The sequence below is a fragment of the Pseudoalteromonas sp. SCSIO 43095 genome (genome assembly GCF_023650455.1).
In the GTDB taxonomy this organism is placed as follows: Bacteria; Pseudomonadota; Gammaproteobacteria; order Enterobacterales; family Alteromonadaceae; genus Pseudoalteromonas; species Pseudoalteromonas tetraodonis.
In genome coordinates this window covers 565,615-584,723 of sequence record NZ_CP087995.1, presented here as the reverse complement: position 1 = coordinate 584,723, position 19,109 = coordinate 565,615, and the positions used below count along the sequence as shown (strand labels likewise).

The 19,109-nt window shown below is 40.7% G+C and carries 13 protein-coding genes; 5 read left to right on the top strand and 8 right to left on the bottom strand.

Annotated features, from left to right (window positions below):
* The first annotated feature begins 121 nt into the window (after positions 1 to 121).
* On the top strand, positions 122 to 952 hold the full coding sequence (gene purU, locus LOC50_RS02685) for a formyltetrahydrofolate deformylase (RefSeq protein ID WP_036981614.1): 831 nt from the start codon (positions 122 to 124) through the stop codon (positions 950 to 952).
* 465 nt (positions 953 to 1,417) lie between these two features.
* Complete coding sequence (locus LOC50_RS02680; RefSeq protein ID WP_069440029.1) at positions 1,418 to 3,304, top strand: hypothetical protein; 1,887 nt, start codon at positions 1,418 to 1,420, stop codon at positions 3,302 to 3,304.
* A gap of 536 nt (positions 3,305 to 3,840) precedes the next feature.
* Here the strand turns inward: LOC50_RS02680 and LOC50_RS02675 are convergent.
* The 3 genes from LOC50_RS02675 to acs all read right to left on the bottom strand — a co-directional run bounded on the left by LOC50_RS02675 (position 3,841) and on the right by acs (position 8,290).
* The gene (locus LOC50_RS02675; protein ID WP_008111547.1) at positions 3,841 to 5,448 is read right to left on the bottom strand and encodes an AbgT family transporter; all 1,608 of its coding nucleotides are present in this window, start codon (positions 5,446 to 5,448) and stop codon (positions 3,841 to 3,843) included.
* Between the two features lie 158 nt (positions 5,449 to 5,606).
* Positions 5,607 to 6,257: a response regulator transcription factor gene (locus LOC50_RS02670; RefSeq protein WP_214552559.1), complete on the bottom strand. Its 651-nt coding sequence runs from the start codon at positions 6,255 to 6,257 to the stop codon at positions 5,607 to 5,609.
* 92 nt (positions 6,258 to 6,349) lie between these two features.
* Entirely contained in the window at positions 6,350 to 8,290 is a 1,941-nt protein-coding gene (gene acs, locus LOC50_RS02665) for an acetate--CoA ligase (RefSeq protein WP_250653575.1), read from the bottom strand.
* Between the two features lie 417 nt (positions 8,291 to 8,707).
* Here acs and LOC50_RS02660 point away from each other — a divergent pair, with 417 nt between their 5' ends.
* Both LOC50_RS02660 and LOC50_RS02655 read left to right on the top strand, forming a co-directional pair.
* Positions 8,708 to 9,877, top strand: a complete 1,170-nt coding sequence (locus LOC50_RS02660) for a DcaP family trimeric outer membrane transporter (protein WP_250653574.1) — start codon at positions 8,708 to 8,710, stop codon at positions 9,875 to 9,877.
* Between the two features lie 189 nt (positions 9,878 to 10,066).
* On the top strand, positions 10,067 to 12,199 hold the full coding sequence (locus tag LOC50_RS02655) for a TonB-dependent siderophore receptor (RefSeq protein WP_138626665.1): 2,133 nt from the start codon (positions 10,067 to 10,069) through the stop codon (positions 12,197 to 12,199).
* A 109-nt stretch (positions 12,200 to 12,308) separates the two neighbouring features.
* Here the strand turns inward: LOC50_RS02655 and recA are convergent, their stop codons facing one another.
* Entirely contained in the window at positions 12,309 to 13,352 is a 1,044-nt protein-coding gene (gene recA, locus LOC50_RS02650) for a recombinase RecA (RefSeq protein ID WP_058155138.1), read from the bottom strand.
* A 68-nt stretch (positions 13,353 to 13,420) separates the two neighbouring features.
* Complete coding sequence (locus LOC50_RS02645) at positions 13,421 to 13,909, bottom strand: CinA family protein (RefSeq protein ID WP_250653573.1); 489 nt, start codon at positions 13,907 to 13,909, stop codon at positions 13,421 to 13,423.
* 21 nt (positions 13,910 to 13,930) lie between these two features.
* On the opposite strand from LOC50_RS02645, the gene mutS reads away from it, so the two are divergent.
* Entirely contained in the window at positions 13,931 to 16,522 is a 2,592-nt protein-coding gene (gene mutS, locus LOC50_RS02640) for a DNA mismatch repair protein MutS (RefSeq protein ID WP_250653572.1), read from the top strand.
* 51 nt (positions 16,523 to 16,573) lie between these two features.
* Here the strand turns inward: mutS and rpoS are convergent, their stop codons facing one another.
* The 3 genes from rpoS to LOC50_RS02625 form a co-directional block, all read right to left on the bottom strand.
* Positions 16,574 to 17,545 carry an RNA polymerase sigma factor RpoS gene (gene rpoS / locus LOC50_RS02635; protein ID WP_008110338.1) on the bottom strand — a complete coding sequence of 324 codons (972 nt, stop codon included), beginning with the start codon at positions 17,543 to 17,545 and terminating at the stop codon, positions 16,574 to 16,576.
* Positions 17,546 to 17,662: 117 nt separating this feature from the next.
* Complete coding sequence (locus tag LOC50_RS02630) at positions 17,663 to 18,487, bottom strand: peptidoglycan DD-metalloendopeptidase family protein (protein ID WP_250653571.1); 825 nt, start codon at positions 18,485 to 18,487, stop codon at positions 17,663 to 17,665.
* Between the two features lie 41 nt (positions 18,488 to 18,528).
* Positions 18,529 to 19,107, bottom strand: a complete 579-nt coding sequence (locus LOC50_RS02625; protein WP_250653570.1) for a YqaA family protein — start codon at positions 19,105 to 19,107, stop codon at positions 18,529 to 18,531.
* Between the last annotated feature and the right edge of the window lie 2 nt (positions 19,108 to 19,109).

Below are 19,109 nucleotides of genomic sequence, written 5' to 3'. Positions count from 1 at the left end.
ACCTTACTAACGCTATCTTAGCGTAAATTAAAATTAAACATTGGCCATCACACAAAGGTCTTGCTTTCTGAGTTAAAACACAAATAATGAAGCAACTAACCACTGGGTAAGAATGAGGAAAATGAGTTATATACTAACCACCCAATGCGCAGACGATATAGGCTTAATCGCCAAAATTACCGGACTGTGTAATCAGCATAATTTAAATATTATTCGTAACAACGAATTTGTTGATAAAGATGCACAACGCTTTTTTATGCGCACAGAGCTTACAGGCGAACCACATGCTGAGTTTTTGTCACAACTTCGCGACGTATTACCAGCTGGCGCAGAAGTGGCACTACACGGTGAAGAAAAAACCAAAGTGGTACTATTAGCCACAAAAGAAGCTCATTGCTTGGGCGGCATGTTATTAAAGCAATTTGAACAAGCTCTAAACATAGAGATACTCGCCGTTATCGCTAACTACCCTACTCTAGAGCCTCTAGTGAAAGGGTTTAATATTCCTTTTCATGTGGTTTCTCATGAAGGACTTACGCGCAGTGAGCACGACGAAAAAGTCGGTGACTTAATTGCCAGCTATAACCCTGACATTATTGGCCTAGCTAAATACATGCGTATTTTAAGCCCTGAATTTGTGGGTCGTTTTGAGGGTAAAATCATTAATATTCATCACTCATTTTTACCTGCTTTTATTGGTGCAAAACCGTATCACCAAGCATTTGAACGTGGTGTGAAAATTATTGGTGCCACGGCTCACTTTGTTAATAATGAGCTAGACGAAGGCCCGATTATTTTACAAGACGTATCGAGTGTGACTCATGCGAATACAGCTGAGATGATGGCTAAAATGGGTAAAGATGTAGAGAAAACGGTGTTTTGTAAAGCACTGCAACTAGCATCAGAGCATAAGCTGTTTATTAATGGCAATAAAACCGTCGTATTTTCATAATTAGCTTTATATAGCTATTAAAAATGCCAGCTAACAAGCTGGCATTTGTTTATCCAATATAACTAAACCTGAACATTGATTAAGAGACTTTATTAAAACAAAGTAAATTTACGTATCAGCTGTTTTCTATTGCAAGTAAATTCAACCTAATAGAACCGAAAATAGAGCCTTTTTTTAGATTTATATCATTATTTTCCTCGACCTTTACTATCAACTTCCACGGCCAAAATATGCAATTTTCCTCTTGGCAAAACATTCACTTTATGGATTAGCTGAAATACCAGGTTATTTACTATACTCCCTTTTAAGCAATAACAACTTTTAAGAGATTTAACTTATCATATTCAAGTAACCTTAAGCTGAACAATATTATTGATATATAATCAGAAATTAAGCAATAATATATGCATTATTTTAGCTATGCTGATATTCCCTTTTAGGGTTACTATTTATAAGGAGCATTTGATGGCTTTTGATTACGGATCAATCGATCTTGGACTAAAAAACCCTTTCAAACTGGAAGGTAAAGTAAAAGCAATAAGAGGGCTTATTGAATCTGTTGTTGGCATCAGCTTGCTTGTTATCGCATCTAGCTCTGTAAAAGAAGATGCAACAGCAGGTTGGATCTTAATGATATTTGGCATGTTAATACTCGCCCTAGGAATTCGGACTTTATCAGGTGGTATTTATGCAACGCTTAAGTACTTCGTAGGTAGAAACCACCCGACATCGTTGGCGTTTAATTTTAGTAAGTCACAAACCTCAACTGCACAAGAAGAAAAAAACGAGGTAGCCTACACTGCGCAAACATTAGAAGAAATGCTTGTTGGTCGCAAAAACAGTACTTTTAAAGAACCGAATGGCTTTTTATCGCGTTTGCTACATAGTTTAGTACCAAAACTATTATTTTTACCCTACCCAATACGTAATGTTGCCCAACGTTTATTTGGCTCATGGATAAGCACACTGGTTGCTCTTATCGCTTACGCATTGGTCGCCTTTGTGTCACTGTCTGGTTTTACCGGTGAAGCTGGCGAACTAGCTTTTCCAATATATAGTGCCATATTAATGTTTTATGTGCTGTTTTCTTGGCGCTCTTCTGGCAAACCTATTTCACGTAATGCAGAGAAAAATATTGAAGCCTTAGGTACTGGTGCTCTTGCTAAAATCATTTCTTTATCCTTTATATTGCCCATTGCTATAGGCCTGTCTATGTCGTGGATAATGCAGGAACAGCGCATAAGCAAACAACAAATAGACAATTGGCTTGAGCAATTGCCCAACCTTAACGCGGGCCTCTATTTAACTGCCATTATTATTTTAGCTGCATTTAGTTGTGCACTTGTTTTTGTGATGATTAAAGCGCGTTTAAACGAAGTGACACCAAGCGCTGAAGTATCAGAACTACGTGAAAATTGGCAAGAGTCTGTTCATCCAGATGAAATTTTTATAAATCTTGATAACTTAGTAATGGCTAATCGCCGTTATAAAGAAGTACCTAATAGGGTTTATCGTGAGCTAGATCCTAAACTACAAGAGCAAATTGAAGGAAAAGGCGGGTTTAAAGGCGAAATGATTCAAGAAATTCAGCCTAAACTACACACAATGGATTTAGGTAAGCACTTTAACCTTTCTCGTTTAGTTGCGTTAATTAGTGGTAACTTACTCTACATTGTAGCGCTTACCTTTACTGTGTTGCTTGCTTACTCTTTTATTAATATTTACCACTATATTGACGCTGCTAATATAAATAGTATTGAACAAGCCTTTAATAATAAAAATATTATTGAGTTTAGCGAGCTGTTAATGGCAAGTGTTCATTTATTGCTTATCGGCATATTAGTTAAAGCATTTGCTCAGCTGCTGAGCAATAGTGCCCATTTATTTTTTGCTGAAATGCAATTTGAATCTTTACTCGTGTACTTCAAGTGCGAGGGTACATTTACTGAGTCAAAAATATCAACGGGCACCGGTATTCATGATAGCACACGCTCGGAAAATACCTTGGTACGTAGCAGCATAACGCCTTGGGTGATTGTTTCGCGCATTGTTTCTACAACCTTTGCAGCTACAGGCATGAAAAACCTCGAGCATCCTCGACATATTATGGAAATGCATAAAGATGAAGGTCAATTACAAGCAATCAAAAAAGATGTAATTGCATTTTTGAAAGACCGAGAATCAATTGCCTCTATCACTAGCGAACGCGATTTAGGCAATGCATCTCAACTGCACCAGTTAAACCAGCAAACACGGGCTATGCCTATGCAGCCAGCTTTAACCAAAGATGATGAGGAAGCCGCTGGTTTTTTACGTCAGGAAGACGATTTAGCGTCTGAGCCAAAAACCTAGCTTATCTATATGCCACCTTATTACTAGGTGGCATCTTTCCACACTAAATCCCCCTCTCTACATTGATGTAAATGTAATTCCCCCTGCAAGCGCATTAAAAACAGGGAGGGGATGAGGAAAATAAGTAATACACTAACCAATTAATACGCAGACGATATAGGCTTAGCCAAAATTACCAAACTCTGTAATCAGCATAATTTAGATATTATTAGGCCTTGTTGATAAAGATGCACAACGCTTTTTCTGAGAGCAGAACTCACAGGCTAATCTCGCAGCGATTTTTATCATAACTTTGCGAAGGGTTTCCTGCTAACGTCAAAGAGGCACTGCACGGCGAAGAAAAAACCAAAGTTGTATTATTAGCTCCAAAAGAAGCCTTTGTTTAGGCGGCATGTTATTAAACCAATTTGGTAATACTCTAGCTGTTTATTAATGGCAATAAAACCGTCGTATTTTCATAATTAGCTTTATATAGCTATTAAAAATGCCAGCTAATAAGCTGGCATTTTTATAAGTAAATAATTAACCTTACTTAACTAGGGTGTGTAATACGTTGGTGCTCCAGGGCCTACTGGCATACCTAAAACAAATACCCATAAGTAAAACAGTACCACCCAGCCAACAAAGAAGATTAAGCTGTATGGCAACATAGTGGCTACCAAAGTACCTATTCCCATGTCTTTTTTGTATTTAGTGGCAACCGCAAGGATTAAACCAAAGTAACTCATCATCGGGGTAATTAAGTTAGTTACTGAATCACCAATACGATAAGCCGCTTGAATTGTTTCTGGTGCATAACCAATTAACATCAGCATAGGAACAAAAATAGGGGCTGTTACTGCCCACTGCGCTGACGATGAGCCTAGCGTTAAGTTCACTAAAGCACACATCAAAATAAACAGTACAAATACTTCCGGCCCAGTTAAGCTAAGAGCTTGTAGTAACGCGGCACCGTTAATCGCTAAAATTGTGCCTAAGTTAGTCCATTTAAAAAATGCAACAAACTGCGCAGCAAAAAACACTAATACAATGTACATGCCCATAGAGCTCATACTTTTGCTCATGGCATTGATCACGTCTTTATCATTTTTCATGGTGCCAACCACTCGACCATACACAAAACCTGGAATACCAAAGGTAACAAAAATAAAAACAACAATCCCTTTTAAAAACGGCGAGTGAGCAACTAGACCTGTTTCAGGGTTACGTAAAATACCGTCTGCGGGTACAATCGTCCAAGCGAGCAACAACGAAACAACAAGTAATGAAACTCCAGCCCATTTCAAACCTGACTTTTCTTTGGCAGTTAAACCGGCAATATTATTTTGAGCTAAATCTTCACTGGCTTCATCTGGGTTATATTTACCTAAACGTGGCTCAACAATTTTCTCAGTAACAAGCGTACCTAAAACAGCAATTAGCAATACTGAAATCATCATAAAATACCAGTTCGCTTCAGCGCCTACTTGGTAAGTTGGGTCAATCATTTGTGCTGCAGGCGTCGTAATACCCGCTAATAACGGATCGATAGTACCCAGTAATAAGTTAGCACTATAGCCACCCGATACACCAGCAAACGCTGCAGCAAGGCCTGCAAGCGGATGACGACCTAAACTATGAAATATCATTGCCGCTAGAGGGATCAATACTACATAACCCAGCTCAGATGCTGTGTTTGATAAAATAGCAGCGAATACCACCATAAAGGTAACTAAGCGTTTAGATGCACCCATAACCATGCCACGCATTGCCGCAGACAATAATCCTGAATGCTCGGCAACACTTACACCTAATAGCGCTACTAGCACCGTACCCAGTGGCGCAAAGCTGGTAAAGTTAGTTACCAATCCCGTTACAATACGCTGTAAGCCCTCGGCACTGAGTAAGCTAACTACTTCAATTACACCATCTGGATCGCGCCCAGCAGAGCCCTCAGGGCGAGGATCGATAGCACTAAGTCCAAACCAATCAGCAACGCCACTAAATAAAATAATGGCAATACAAAACAGCGCGAATAAGGTAATTGGATGGGGAAGCATATTCCCTAAAAATTCTACCGTGGCTAAAAATCGATTAAACCAACCGCCCTTTGCGGCCTGATTTTCATCTTGGGATGTGTGTGGTGAGTCCATTGAGTCTGACATACCATGCTCTCTTAATTACAAAATGCCCGTAACCTAGCATTATTTTCTGAGCAGGTCATGTAATAAAGATGAATGACTTGTTATCCCATGGTAATTAACTGATGGGTTTGTTGTGATGGGGTTACAAAAAAGAGGCTCTCGCCTCTTATTTAGTCTGCTTAAGCTTGCTCTATGGGTTCTAGTTGTAGTTTTGCAGCAATTAAAACAGCTTGAGTTCGATTATAAACACCGAGTTTTCTAAATATGGCAGTGATGTGAGCTTTGACTGTGGCTTCTGAAATGTGAAGTTCGTACGCAATTTGTTTATTCAGTAAACCTTCGTGCAAATATTGTAATACGCGGTATTGCTGTGGAGTGAGTGATGCCACTTGTGCAGCAATTTCTCTATCTGCGCCTTCTATTTCAGCCACTTTAGTTTTTAGTTCGGTTGGCAGCCAAGTATCGCCTTCGAGTATTTGGTTAATTGCGTTGGCAATATCGTCAGATGATGATGACTTAGGAATAAACCCCATTGCCCCATAACCCATAACTTTCGAAACAATATTTACATCTTCACTACCCGAAACCACCGCAATAGGTAAGCTTGGGTAATCTTCACGTATACGGATCAAACCGTATAAGTCACCGTTACCTGGCATGTGTAAATCTAGTAGTAATATATCAAGATCTTCTTGTTCGCTTAACACCTTCAATGTACTATCAAAATCCGCTGATTCAAATACTTCTAAACCTGCAAACTTTACACTCAAAGCGCCCTTTAGTGCTTCACGAAATAACGGATGATCGTCCGCTATTAAAAACTGACTCATTGTTCACTCCCAAAAATTCGGCTGCTATCCAACAGACAACAGCCGATATACTACGTTTAGAATCAACTTCTAATCAAGCTTTTAACGCGAAATTAACGATTTAATCGATTTTCTACTAGCTCATCAACCACTGACGGATCCGCAAGTGTTGAGGTATCACCAAGCTGTTGGTGCTCATTTGCCGCGATTTTACGTAAAATACGACGCATAATTTTGCCAGAACGTGTTTTTGGTAAACCTGGCGACCACTGAATCATATCTGGTGATGCTATTGGGCTTAGTTCTTTACGTACCCAATTACGGATCTCTTTTGTTAGCTCATCACTCACCGTTACACCCTCGTTAGGAGTTATGTAAACGTAAATACCCTGGCCTTTAATATCATGCGGGTAGCCTACTACTGCTGCTTCAGCTACAGCTTCATGAGCAACTAACGCGCTTTCAATTTCCGCAGTACCTAAACGGTGCCCAGATACATTAAGTACGTCATCAACGCGTCCTGTGATCCAATAATCACCGTCTTCATCACGACGACAACCGTCACCAGTAAAGTACACACCAGGATAAGCGCTAAAGTAGGTTTGTTCAAAGCGCTCGTGATCGCCATACACAGTTCGTGCTTGTGAAGGCCAGCTATCTAAAATAACTAGGTTTCCTTCAACAGCGCCCTCTAATGTATTACCTCCAGCATCAAATAATGCCGGTGCAATACCAAAGAATGGGCGAGTTGCAGAGCCAGGTTTCATATCGGTTGCACCTGGTAATGGCGCAATCATGATGCCACCGGTTTCGGTTTGCCACCACGTATCTACAATTGGGCAGTTAGATTTACCAATTTTCTCAAAGTACCAAGTCCACGCTTCTGGATTGATTGGCTCACCCACAGAACCTAAAATGCGCAAGCTATCGCGATGTGAGCTGGCAATCGGCTCTTCGCCTTTGGCCATCAATGCACGAATGGCAGTAGGTGCTGTGTATAAAATTGTCACGTTATGTTTATCAACCACTTCACCCATACGACCTGCTGTTGGGTAAGTCGGTACGCCTTCAAATACGACTTGCGTACACCCATTAACGAGCGGCCCGTAAGCAATATAACTATGACCTGTGATCCAGCCAACGTCAGCACTACACCAAAAAATATCATCGTCTTTTAAATCAAAAATGTATTCGTGGGTCATAGATGAATAGACTAAATAGCCACCGGTGGTATGTACCACACCTTTAGGCTGACCTGTAGAACCCGATGTATACAGAATAAACAGCGGGTCTTCAGCATTCATGTGTTCAGGTTCGCACTCTGACGCTTGATCTGCAACTAAGTCATGCCACCAAATATCATGGTCGTGCCAATCAACATCGCCTGATGTTAGTTTATGTACCACTACATGTTCAACAGTGGTGACTGAATCTTGTAATACGGCTTCATCTACATTGGCTTTGAGCGGCACACAGTTACCTGCACGTCGGCCTTCATCTGACGTGATCACCACTTTAGCGCCCGAGTCGTTAATACGATCCGCAATAGCTGACGGTGAAAAACCACCAAAAATAACTGAATGAATTGCCCCTATACGGGCACAAGCTTGCATCGCGTATATAGCTTGCGGGCTCATTGGCATATAAATGGCTACACGGTCACCTTTTTTAACACCTAATTTTTTTAAACCATTGGCAAACTTTGCCACTTCATCATGTAGCTGTTGGTAGGTGATATTTTCGCTTTGTGAAGGATCATCACCTTCCCAAATTAATGCTACTTTATCCGCTTTTGTTTTTAAGTGACGATCAATACAGTTATAAGAGGCATTAAGGTAGCCATCTTCATACCATTTAATATTGATATGGCCTTTGTCAAATGAAGTGTTTTTTACTTTTGAATATGGAGTAAACCAGTCAAGACGCTTACCGTGCTCAGCCCAAAAACCTTTAGGGTCCTCAATAGACTGTTTATACATCGTATTATATTTTTCATTATCGACGAACGCTGCGTTTTTAATGTGCGCAGGAACTGGATAGATACTTTGTGACATATTAGTCTCCAATTTATATTACTTGCCTTAGGCTTTTCATCAAGGATTACTCAGCAGTGCACTATTAAATATTAGACATTAGTTGTATCTGAGTTCAAACAATGATTATCTTATCTACAACCCTTATGGCTACACTCTATTTACATAAAAAACATACTATTAAATAAAAGTATATGAACACTCAATAATTATTAAACCTTAGTCTAATAGACTAATGGTTGATTGAGTAAATTGTGTACATATACAACAGTAGTTTAAATATTTAAAAACTTTGATTGTTTATTAATAATTCGTATTTACTAACAAATTAGATTAAAGATAATTAAATTCAATCTGTTAGTACTATATAAGTAACACACATTAATACATATCATAAGCAAACAACATACAACAAGTAGCCTATAAAAGGACGCAACAATGAAATTTACTCCAATTAAAACACTGGCAGCCAGTGCTGTATTATGTGCTTTAACAAGCACGGCTTATGCCGCAACAGCTGCAAAAATAGGTGATACCGAATTCACCTACGGTGGATACATTAAACTCGACGCAATGTGGAGTGACTACTCAGCAGGTGCGCCTGCAGGCACCAGTGTTGGTCGTGACTTTTATGTACCAAGTACATTAACCGTTGGCAGCGATAATAACTCAGATGCTGTATTTGATATGCACGCGCGTGAATCTCGCTTTAACTTTGGTACGTCTACACTTTTAGATAATGGCAAAACGGTTAAAACTAAAATAGAACTAGACTTTTTAGCTTCTGCCCCAGGCGGTAACGAGCGTGTGTCCAATTCATATTCTCCGCGTATTCGCCATGCATTTATCTCATATGATGGCTGGTTATTTGGTCAAACATGGTCAAACTTTCAAAACGTCGGTGCATTACCAGAAGCGCTTGATTTTGTTGGCCCAGCTGAGGGCACTGTATTTGTGCGCCAAACTCAAGTTAAATACACTACGGGTGCATGGTCATTCTCGTTAGAGAACCCAGAAAGCACAATTACTACAGCTGGCGGTGGCATGGCCGTGACTGATGATGCCTCATTACCTGACTTTACCGCACGCTACACCCATAATGCTGATTGGGGTAACTTTGTAGTAACAGCCCTTGCTCGTCAACTGACCTACAAAGTAGCCGGTGTTGATGCCGATGAAACATCATTTGGTGTTAGTGCATCGGGTATGGTGAAGTTTGGTCAAGATAATCTAAAATTTATGCTTACCCAAGGTAAAGGACTAGGTCGTTATGTGGGTCTAAACGTAGCTCATGGTGCGGTTCTCAATGGTGATGACCTAGATGCGATTGATTCAACCTCTGGCTTTGTAGCGTATCAGCATAAATGGAATAGCCAATGGCGTTCAACTTTCTTATATTCATTTTTCAGTGCTGATAACAACACTGACTTACTCGCCCTTACAGGCGATCCAACTAAATCAAGCCAAAGCTACAGTGCTAACATTTTATACTCACCAGTTAAACGCTTAACTTTTGGTGCTGAGTTTAAGCATGCCGAGCGCGAGCTTGAAAGTGGCGTAGATGGCGATCTAGATCGTTTACAATTTTCTGTAAAGTATGCGTTTTAATTTCCTAACCAATTAAAATACTGATTTACTTCCTGAGCGGCTTCGGCCGCTTTTTTTGTTTTTAACCAGAGCTCAAGTTAACCAAACCCATGCGCTTTACTTAAAAAATATCAAAGACGTGTAAAACATCCAGCAAACGCAATTGCAAATCACTCTCATTTAGATTAAATTACTTCCACATTTAATCTTATGGGAAACATAATGCTGCACAAACAAAAAGGCTTTGTATTTAAACTGAGTCTACTTACTTCACTGGTTTTATCTGGATATGCTGTTGCAAACGACACGCAAGACGACCTACCTTTAGAAAAAATTGCTGTTTATGGGCAACATCATAAAAACTATATTACTGAAGAAGCGCAGTCTGCGACTAAGCTAGGTTTAACAATTAAAGAAACTCCGCAATCAATTTCTGTTGTTTCACGCGCGTTGATGGATGATTTTTCACTTGATGATATTAATGCGGTATTAGAAAGCACCCCAGGCGTAACAGTAGAGCAAATAGAAACCGATCGTACTTACTTTAAAGCCCGTGGGTTTGACATAACCAACTTTTTGATTGATGGCTTAGGTATTCCACAAAGTTCTGGTTCAATTCAGGGAACATTAGATACCGCAATCTACGATCGCGTTGAAATAGTGCGTGGTGCCAACGGCATGATGACCGGTGCAGGTAACCCATCGGCTACTGTAAATATGGTGCTAAAAAAACCAACCTACACAACGCAAGCTCATGCATCCGCTTCTTATGGTTCGTGGAATAACAAGCGTGTAGATATTGATGTTTCCAGACCGATTAACGATGAACACGCTGTTCGTGCTGTATTTACTAAGCAAGATAAAGAGTCATACCTAGACCGCTACGAAACCGATAAAACCATTGCCTACCTTGCCTATGAGGGTAAGCTAACTGACGATACACTACTAAGTATTAACTACGTGAATCAACAAAAAGATGCCGACAGTCCTTTATGGGGTGCGCTACCACTTTATTACACTGATGGCTCAGCAACTAACTATGATGACTCAACTAGCACAGCTGCAGATTGGTCGTATTGGGATAATAGCGCTGAACGTATCTATGTAACACTTGAGCAAAACTTATCAGCGACTTGGGTTGCTAAAGCCCGTTATGCCCATATAAAAAATGAACAAAATTCTGAGTTATTTTATGTATATGGTACCCCAGATAAAGATACTGGTTTAGGTTTAACCGGCTATGCGAGTCGTTATGATTACAAAGACACCCAAGATTTGTTTGATTTATATGCCAGCGGTAAGTTTGAGCTATTTTCTTTAGAGCACGACTTATCATTCGGCATTAGCCAAGCAAACATGGACTTTAATGACCAATCACTTTATGACTACAGCACAGGAAATGGTTTCCCTGCGATGCCTGATTTAGCGACTTGGGATGGGATAGCACCAGAAGCAACACTGGTTGATAAACCTAACGGCAGTGATGTACAAAATACACAAAGATCGGCCTATGTTTCAACTCGTATAAAACTAGCAGAGCCATTAAGCATTTTGGCTGGCGTACGCTATACCGACTGGGAAACTAAAGGTACTGCTTATAGTGTAGTGCAAACCCGCGATGACTCAGAGGTTATTCCTTACATTGGTACTGTGTACGATTTTACCGAGTCATTATCAGCTTACGCTAGCTACACAGAAACGTTTGTGCCGCAAAAAGAATTAGACATTAACGCTGAACAACTGGCTCCTGTTATTGGTAAAAGTGCTGAAGTTGGTTTAAAAGCACAACTTTTAGATGAGCAAGTATTTGTAACACTGGCCTATTTTGATGCTAAGCAAGATGGACTTGCTGTTGCACTTCCGGGCTCCCTTCCAAGCGATACGCGTTATTACGCTGCAGATGGTATTAACAGTGATGGTTTCGAAATTGAATTAAGCGGTCGCTTAACTGATGATTTAAGTGCCAGCATCAGCTTTAGTAATTTAAGTATTGATGGTGATGAACTCGTTAAAGATTACACCCCAGAAAACCAATTAAAAATGGCAGCCACTTATCAAGTGCCATTTATTGATGGTTTAACCTTAGGTGCTAATTACCGCTGGCAAGATTCTATTAGCCGTGTGCAAGTAAAAGATCCAGCAGGCAACGCATTGGCAACTACAAAACAAGATGCTTATGGCTTATTAGATTTAATGGCCACCTACGAAATTACTCAAAACGTCGGTGTTACCTTTAATGTTAATAACAGTACTGATGAAAAGTACATAAACAGCCTTTATTGGGAGCAAGGTTACTACGGGGCACCGCGTAACTACTCATTGTCAGTTAACTGGCAGCTATAAAGCTAACTAGGCTTTAAGTCACTTTATAGCAAACAATAAAAAAGCGCTAACCTAATGGTTAGCGCTTTTTTTAAGCTCGGGTCAAATCAAGCTTTTAAAACAAATGGGCTTAAAGGTCGCCTTCATCACCTAATACGTCTTCGCCATCTTCTGGCTCAACCGTTGCTTTTAGCAATAGCATTTCACGTAATTTACCTTCTATTTCATCTGCAATTTCAGGGTTTTCTTTAAGGAACTTAATTGAATTAGACTTACCTTGGCCAACTTTGTTGCCATTGTAGCTGTACCAAGCACCTGCTTTTTCAACAATTTTATGCTTAACACCTAAATCAATCAGCTCGCCCTGCTTAGAAATACCTTCACCATACATAATGATAAATTCAGCTTGTTTGAACGGCGGTGCTACTTTGTTCTTCACAACTTTAACACGCGTTTCGTTACCAACAACTTCATCACCTTCTTTTACCGAGCCAATACGACGAATATCAATACGTACAGAGGCGTAAAATTTCAGGGCGTTACCACCAGTTGTTGTTTCAGGATTACCAAACATTACACCAATTTTCATACGGATTTGGTTAATGAAAATACATAGCGTGTTTGAGCGCTTAATGTTACCTGTAAGCTTACGTAATGCTTGTGACATTAAACGTGCTTGTAGGCCCATGTGTGAATCACCCATGTCGCCTTCAATCTCCGCTTTTGGTGTTAATGCAGCAACAGAATCGACAATCACTACATCAACCGCGCTTGAACGCACTAACATGTCACAAATTTCCAGTGCTTGTTCACCGGTATCTGGTTGAGATACAAGTAACTCATCAATATTAACGCCTAGCTTTTGTGCGTAAACTGGATCAAGAGCATGCTCAGCATCAACAAAGGCACACGTTTTACCTTCTTTTTGAGCTTGTGCGATAACTTGTAATGTTAGCGTTGTTTTACCTGATGACTCTGGGCCATATACTTCAACAATACGCCCCATTGGCAAGCCGCCTATACCTAAAGCAATATCAATACCTAGCGAGCCTGTTGATACAGCGTCAATGTTTAACGCCTTGTTGTCACCCAATTTCATAATTGAGCCTTTACCAAATTGACGTTCAATTTGTGATAAAGCAGCGTCCAACGCTTTTTGTTTGTTATCGTTCATTTTCTTCTCCAAATCCAGCTAATGCACACAAGTATACTGTATGAAATCACAGTATCAAGCTAATTTTATTATTTTATCTTCTCTATTATAGTTTTTAAAGAAAATACAATAGCTTGCAGCCTAACTTGCGCCCTATCACCATCAAATACTTGCTTAAACGTCCAGTGTTTACCGTTAATTTGTAGCCCAAACCACACAAGCCCTACCGGTTTGCCTTCAGTGGCACCACCTGGACCTGCAATTCCTGAAATAGCAATGCCAATACCAGCATTAGCCGCCTTACATGCACCTGCTGCCATCTCAATGACTGTTTGTTCGCTCACCGCGCCAAATTCCTCGAGGGTATCACGCTTCACATTGAGTAATTCATGCTTTGCGTTATTGCTATAAGTGACAAATGCGCGGTCAATATATGCAGAGCTTCCGGGGGTATCGGTAAGCGAATAACTCACTCCACCACCAGTACATGATTCAGCGGTAGTGATCCATAAGCGTTTATCCGTTAAAATAGCGCCTAATTGCGCAGCAAGTGTCTTAATCTCTTGATGTAATTCCATATTCAGCCTTTGGGTAAATACATGTCGTTTGATCTTTATGCACCGCACACTATAAAACAACAAACCCCTATGATGCAGCAGTATCTAAAAATAAAATCAGAGCATCGCGATATTTTATTGTTTTATCGGATGGGGGATTTTTACGAACTCTTTTTTGACGACGCAAAACGCGCCGCGCAATTGCTTGATATTTCACAAACACATCGTGGCAAAGCCGGTGGCGATCCTATTCCTATGGCGGGCGTGCCTTATCATGCAGTAGAAAACTATTTAGCCCGCTTAGTACAAATGGGCGAGTCGGTGGCTATTTGTGAGCAAGTGGGCGACCCAGCCACCAGCAAAGGTCCTGTTGAGCGCAAGGTAGTACGTATTGTCACCCCGGGTACTATTTCTGACGAAGCCTTACTGCAAGAACGCCAAGACAACCTTTTAACCAGTGTTTGGCAAAATAAAAAAGGCCAATACGGTATTGCGTATCTTGATATCAACTCAGGACGCTTTAATGTTGTTGAAGTAAACACTGATGAAGCATTTAGCTCAACGCTACAACGCTTAGCGCCTGCTGAATTACTGTATAGCGAACACTTTGAAAATATTCACTTAATTGAACACATTATAGGGGCAAGACGTCGCCCTGATTGGGAGTTTGACCTTGATACCGCGCAGCACTTACTGTGCGAGCAGTTTGGGACCAAAGATTTAGTAGGATTTGGCGTCGACAAAGCACATAGCGCCTTGGTGGCAGCAGGCTGTTTAATGCAGTACGTAAAAGATACCCAACGTATTGCATTACCGCACATCCGCGCAATCACTCTTGAGCATAACGAACACGCGGTTATTTTGGATGCGCCAACCCGTAAAAACCTTGAGTTAACGGTTAATTTATCCGGCGGCTTTGAAAACACCTTAGCCCAAGTGCTTGATAAAACAGCAACGGCGATGGGCTCGCGATTACTTAAACGTCGCATTCATACTCCTATTCGTAATAAAGATGAACTCAACTCACGACTTAATGCTATTACTGCCATTTTAGATGCACAATTATGTGGTGAACTGCATGACGCGCTCAAAGAGATTGGTGATATAGAACGTGTAATTGCTCGCTTGGCATTACATACCGCTCGCCCACGCGATTTAACACGGCTTCGTAGTGCGCTTCAAGCATTGGCGCCACTGCATAGCTTATTAAACGATGCAACTGATACACGTATTTCGCATATAATTACGCATTCTAAAGAGCTTCCTGAGCTACAAGCATTACTTGAACGTGCTGTCATTGATAATCCGCCAGTGTTAATTCGTGATGGCGGTGTTATTGCGCCAGGGTATAACAGCGAACTCGATGAGTGGCGTAATTTAAGCCAAGGTGCCACCGATGTGCTTGAACAGCTAGAGCAGCGCGAACGTGAACGCACCGGTATTAGTACACTTAAAATTGGTTATAACCGAGTGCATGGCTTTTTTATTGAAGTGAGCCGCGCCAACTCACACTTAGTGCCTGCAGATTACATTCGTCGTCAAACATTAAAAAATAACGAACGCTATATAATCCCAGAACTAAAAGAACACGAAGACAAAGTTCTCGGCAGTCAATCAAAAGCGCTGGCCCTTGAAAAACAATTATACGAACAGTTATTTGAATTTATAGCTCCGCATATTGAGCAGCTACAAATAATGGCCTCAGTAATTGCCGACCTAGATGTACTGAACAATTTAGCAGAGCGTGCCCAAACACTTAATTATACCAAGCCTGAGCTTTGCGATAACGATAATATCAGCATTAAACAAGGCCGCCACCCTGTGGTAGAGCAGGTAATGAAAGACCCGTTTATTGCCAATCCTGTGGAGCTCAATAACCAGCGTAAAATGTTGATTATTACCGGCCCTAACATGGGCGGTAAATCAACCTACATGCGCCAAACTGCGCTTATTGTGCTTATGGCACATATTGGCTGTTACGTTCCTGCCGATAGCGCTAAAATTGGTAATATAGATAGAATATTTACCCGTATTGGCGCCAGTGACGACTTAGCATCTGGGCGTTCAACCTTCATGGTTGAAATGACCGAAACCGCGGCAATTTTAAATAATGCCACTGCACAATCATTGGTATTAATGGATGAAATAGGCCGAGGAACCAGTACTTACGATGGTTTATCACTGGCGTACGCCACGGCTGATCACCTCGCTTCAAAAATCGCGGCTAAAACTTTGTTCGCAACCCATTACTTTGAACTCACTGAGCTTGCAGAACAAACGCCTGGGCTGGTTAATGTGCACCTAGATGCCATTGAACACAACGATACCATTGCCTTTATGCACACGGTATTAGATGGTGCCGCAAGTAAAAGTTTTGGTTTGCAAGTAGCGGCACTGGCCGGGGTGCCTAAAGCAGTTATTGCCCAAGCTAAACAAAAGCTAAGCTTGCTTGAAAACCATCAAAGTGTCACCACAGTCACTACAGAGCAACAGGTTTTACCGTTTGATAGTGAACCGCAAATAATTCAGCCTAGTGAGCTTGAGCAACAAATGAGCGCAATAGACCCTGATAACCTATCACCGCGTCAGGCGCATGAACTGCTTTATAAATTAAAAGCACTGCTTTATACGTAAACAGCCCGGCTTAAAAAAGCCGGGCTATATTCATTTTTCTGTGTGTTTAGATTAAGCGAACTGTTCAAATAAGCTTTTGGTACTTAAGCCTTCTTGTTGCAAAATATCTTTTAACCGACGTAGCGCCTCAACCTGTATTTGGCGAACTCGCTCACGGGTTAAGCCTATTTCACGGCCAACATCTTCAAGGGTTGAGGGTTCATAGCCTAGTAAACCAAACCGACGTGCCAGTACTTCGCGTTGCTTAGGGTTTAACTCACCTAACCAGTCAATAATATGCGTATTCATATCGTTGTTTTGTACTTCACCTTCAGGGCCTACATTTTTTTCATCGGCTATCACATCTAATAATGCACTGTCATTCTCGCTACCAATGGGCATATCTACAGAGGCTATTTTTTCATTTAGGCGTAGCATTTTAGTAACGTCTTCGACCGGTCTATCTAAGCTTTCTGCAATTTCTTCTGCGGTAGGCTCATGATCAAGCTTTTGCGTTAGCTCACGTGCTGTACGTAAATAAACGTTAAGCTCTTTAACAACATGAATAGGCAAGCGAATAGTACGCGTTTGATTCATTATCGCCCGCTCAATGGTTTGACGTATCCACCATGTAGCATAAGTAGAAAATCGAAAACCACGTTCAGGATCAAACTTTTCAACCGCTCTAATGAGTCCTAAGTTACCTTCTTCAATTAAATCGAGTAGAGCAAGCCCACGATTGTTATACCTGCGCGCAATTTTCACAACCAAGCGTAAGTTACTTTCAATCATGCGTTTACGGGAAGCTTCACAGCCTTTAAGCGATTTTCGTGCAAAAAAGACTTCTTCTTCGGCACTTAATAGAGGGGAAAAACCAATTTCGCCTAGGTATAACTGAGTGGCGTCGAGGTTTTTAGTGACTTCTTCTTTAACAAATACGTCTTCATCTTCCACGTCATCAAGTAGTTGCGTTGGATCTTCAACTTTTGAATCGTCAAACTTATCATCAGTGGGGGTTTTCTCAGCTTTTGCTACATCAGCCATAAGACTTCTCCTGAGCAAGCTATCAATAACTTTATGATTAAGGTCTGTAGTCGTTTTATTAGCTTTTGCTATATTAGCCATGAGCCTTCTCCAGAACAATCAATCAACACCTTTAGTTCAGGGTAGGTATTTAGCAGGGTTAACAGCTTTTCCTCGATAACGAATTTCAAAACGAAGTGCCGTTACTGAAGACTCTGAATTACCAATTTCTGCTATTTTTTGTCCCGCCTTCACTATTTGCTTTTCTTTAACAAGTAACTTTGAGTTATGTGCATAAGCACTTAGGTAATCATCATTATGTTTCAATATAATTAAATTACCGTAACCTCTTAGTGCACTACCCGCATAGACTACCGTTCCTTGAGCAGCGGCGAATACTGCCGACCCCTTTTTATTAGCAATCTGTAGGCCTTTATAACCATTTTCCTTGTTAGAAAAGCGTTGGATTATTTTACCTTTAGCAGGCCAAAACCAACTCAACTTTCTGTTTGCAGAACCTTGAGACTTGCTAATTTTTTGGTTAGCTTGTTTTTGAACATACCTTCGTTTTTTCGGCTTATCAAGCTCTTTCTTTGATTTTTTGTTACTTTTTTGTAAATTAGATGACTTTTTAGCTGGGTGTTTTTGATTCGTTTTTGCTGTACCCCTTGGCTTGCTTGGTTCTAAAAGAGAAACAACCTGACCAGGAACAATAATGTAAGGTGATGCAATTGAATTGTTTTTTGCAAGCTCCCTGAAATCTTTTCCGGCACTAAAAGCAATCGAGTAAAGTGTATCGCCTTTTTGTACTGTGTATTTTCCGCCGTTAATATTAATCCGTGAGGGATAGTCATTAATATTATTATTTAAACTGCTTACCGGTGCGGGAACATGGCGAGACGAGCATGCACAGAGAAAAACACTAATAAATAAAGCAACATAACAGCGTATTTGTTTATTCAATGCGTTTTGCCCTCTGCGTTAATAACATTAATATATAGTACTTAACGTAATAAAATGTACGCAACAACAATTAAAGCAACCACAGCCCAGCCAAGCACTTCAATATATTGACGTAATTTTTGCTCCATTTTAACTCCGCCCCATTTCATTAAAGCAGATACTAAAAAGAAACGCGCCCCTCGTCCAACCGCCGATGCAACAATAAAGGGTAAAAACGCCATTTGTAATACCCCTGCACCAATAGTAAATACCTTATAAGGAATAGGCGAAAACCCGGCTAAAAATACCACCCATACGCCATACTCTTTAAACCATGCAAGTGCCGTATTAAATTTATCTTGCCATTGCATTTGTGCAATAAAAGGCTCTACAACAGGTTCAAATAACCAAAACCCTAGTAGATAACCTAGCACGCCGCCAAGCACAGAAGCTACGGTAGCAAAGCTTGCAAATCGCCATGCTTTACTCGGTTGTGCCAGCGACATAGGCGCTAACATTACATCGGGTGGCACCGGAAAAAAAACCGATTCGGCAAAGCTCATCCCTGCTAAATAACGTTCTGCATGGCGATGCTTAGCCCACACTAAGGCCATATCATATAACTTGGTAAACAACTTCAAAA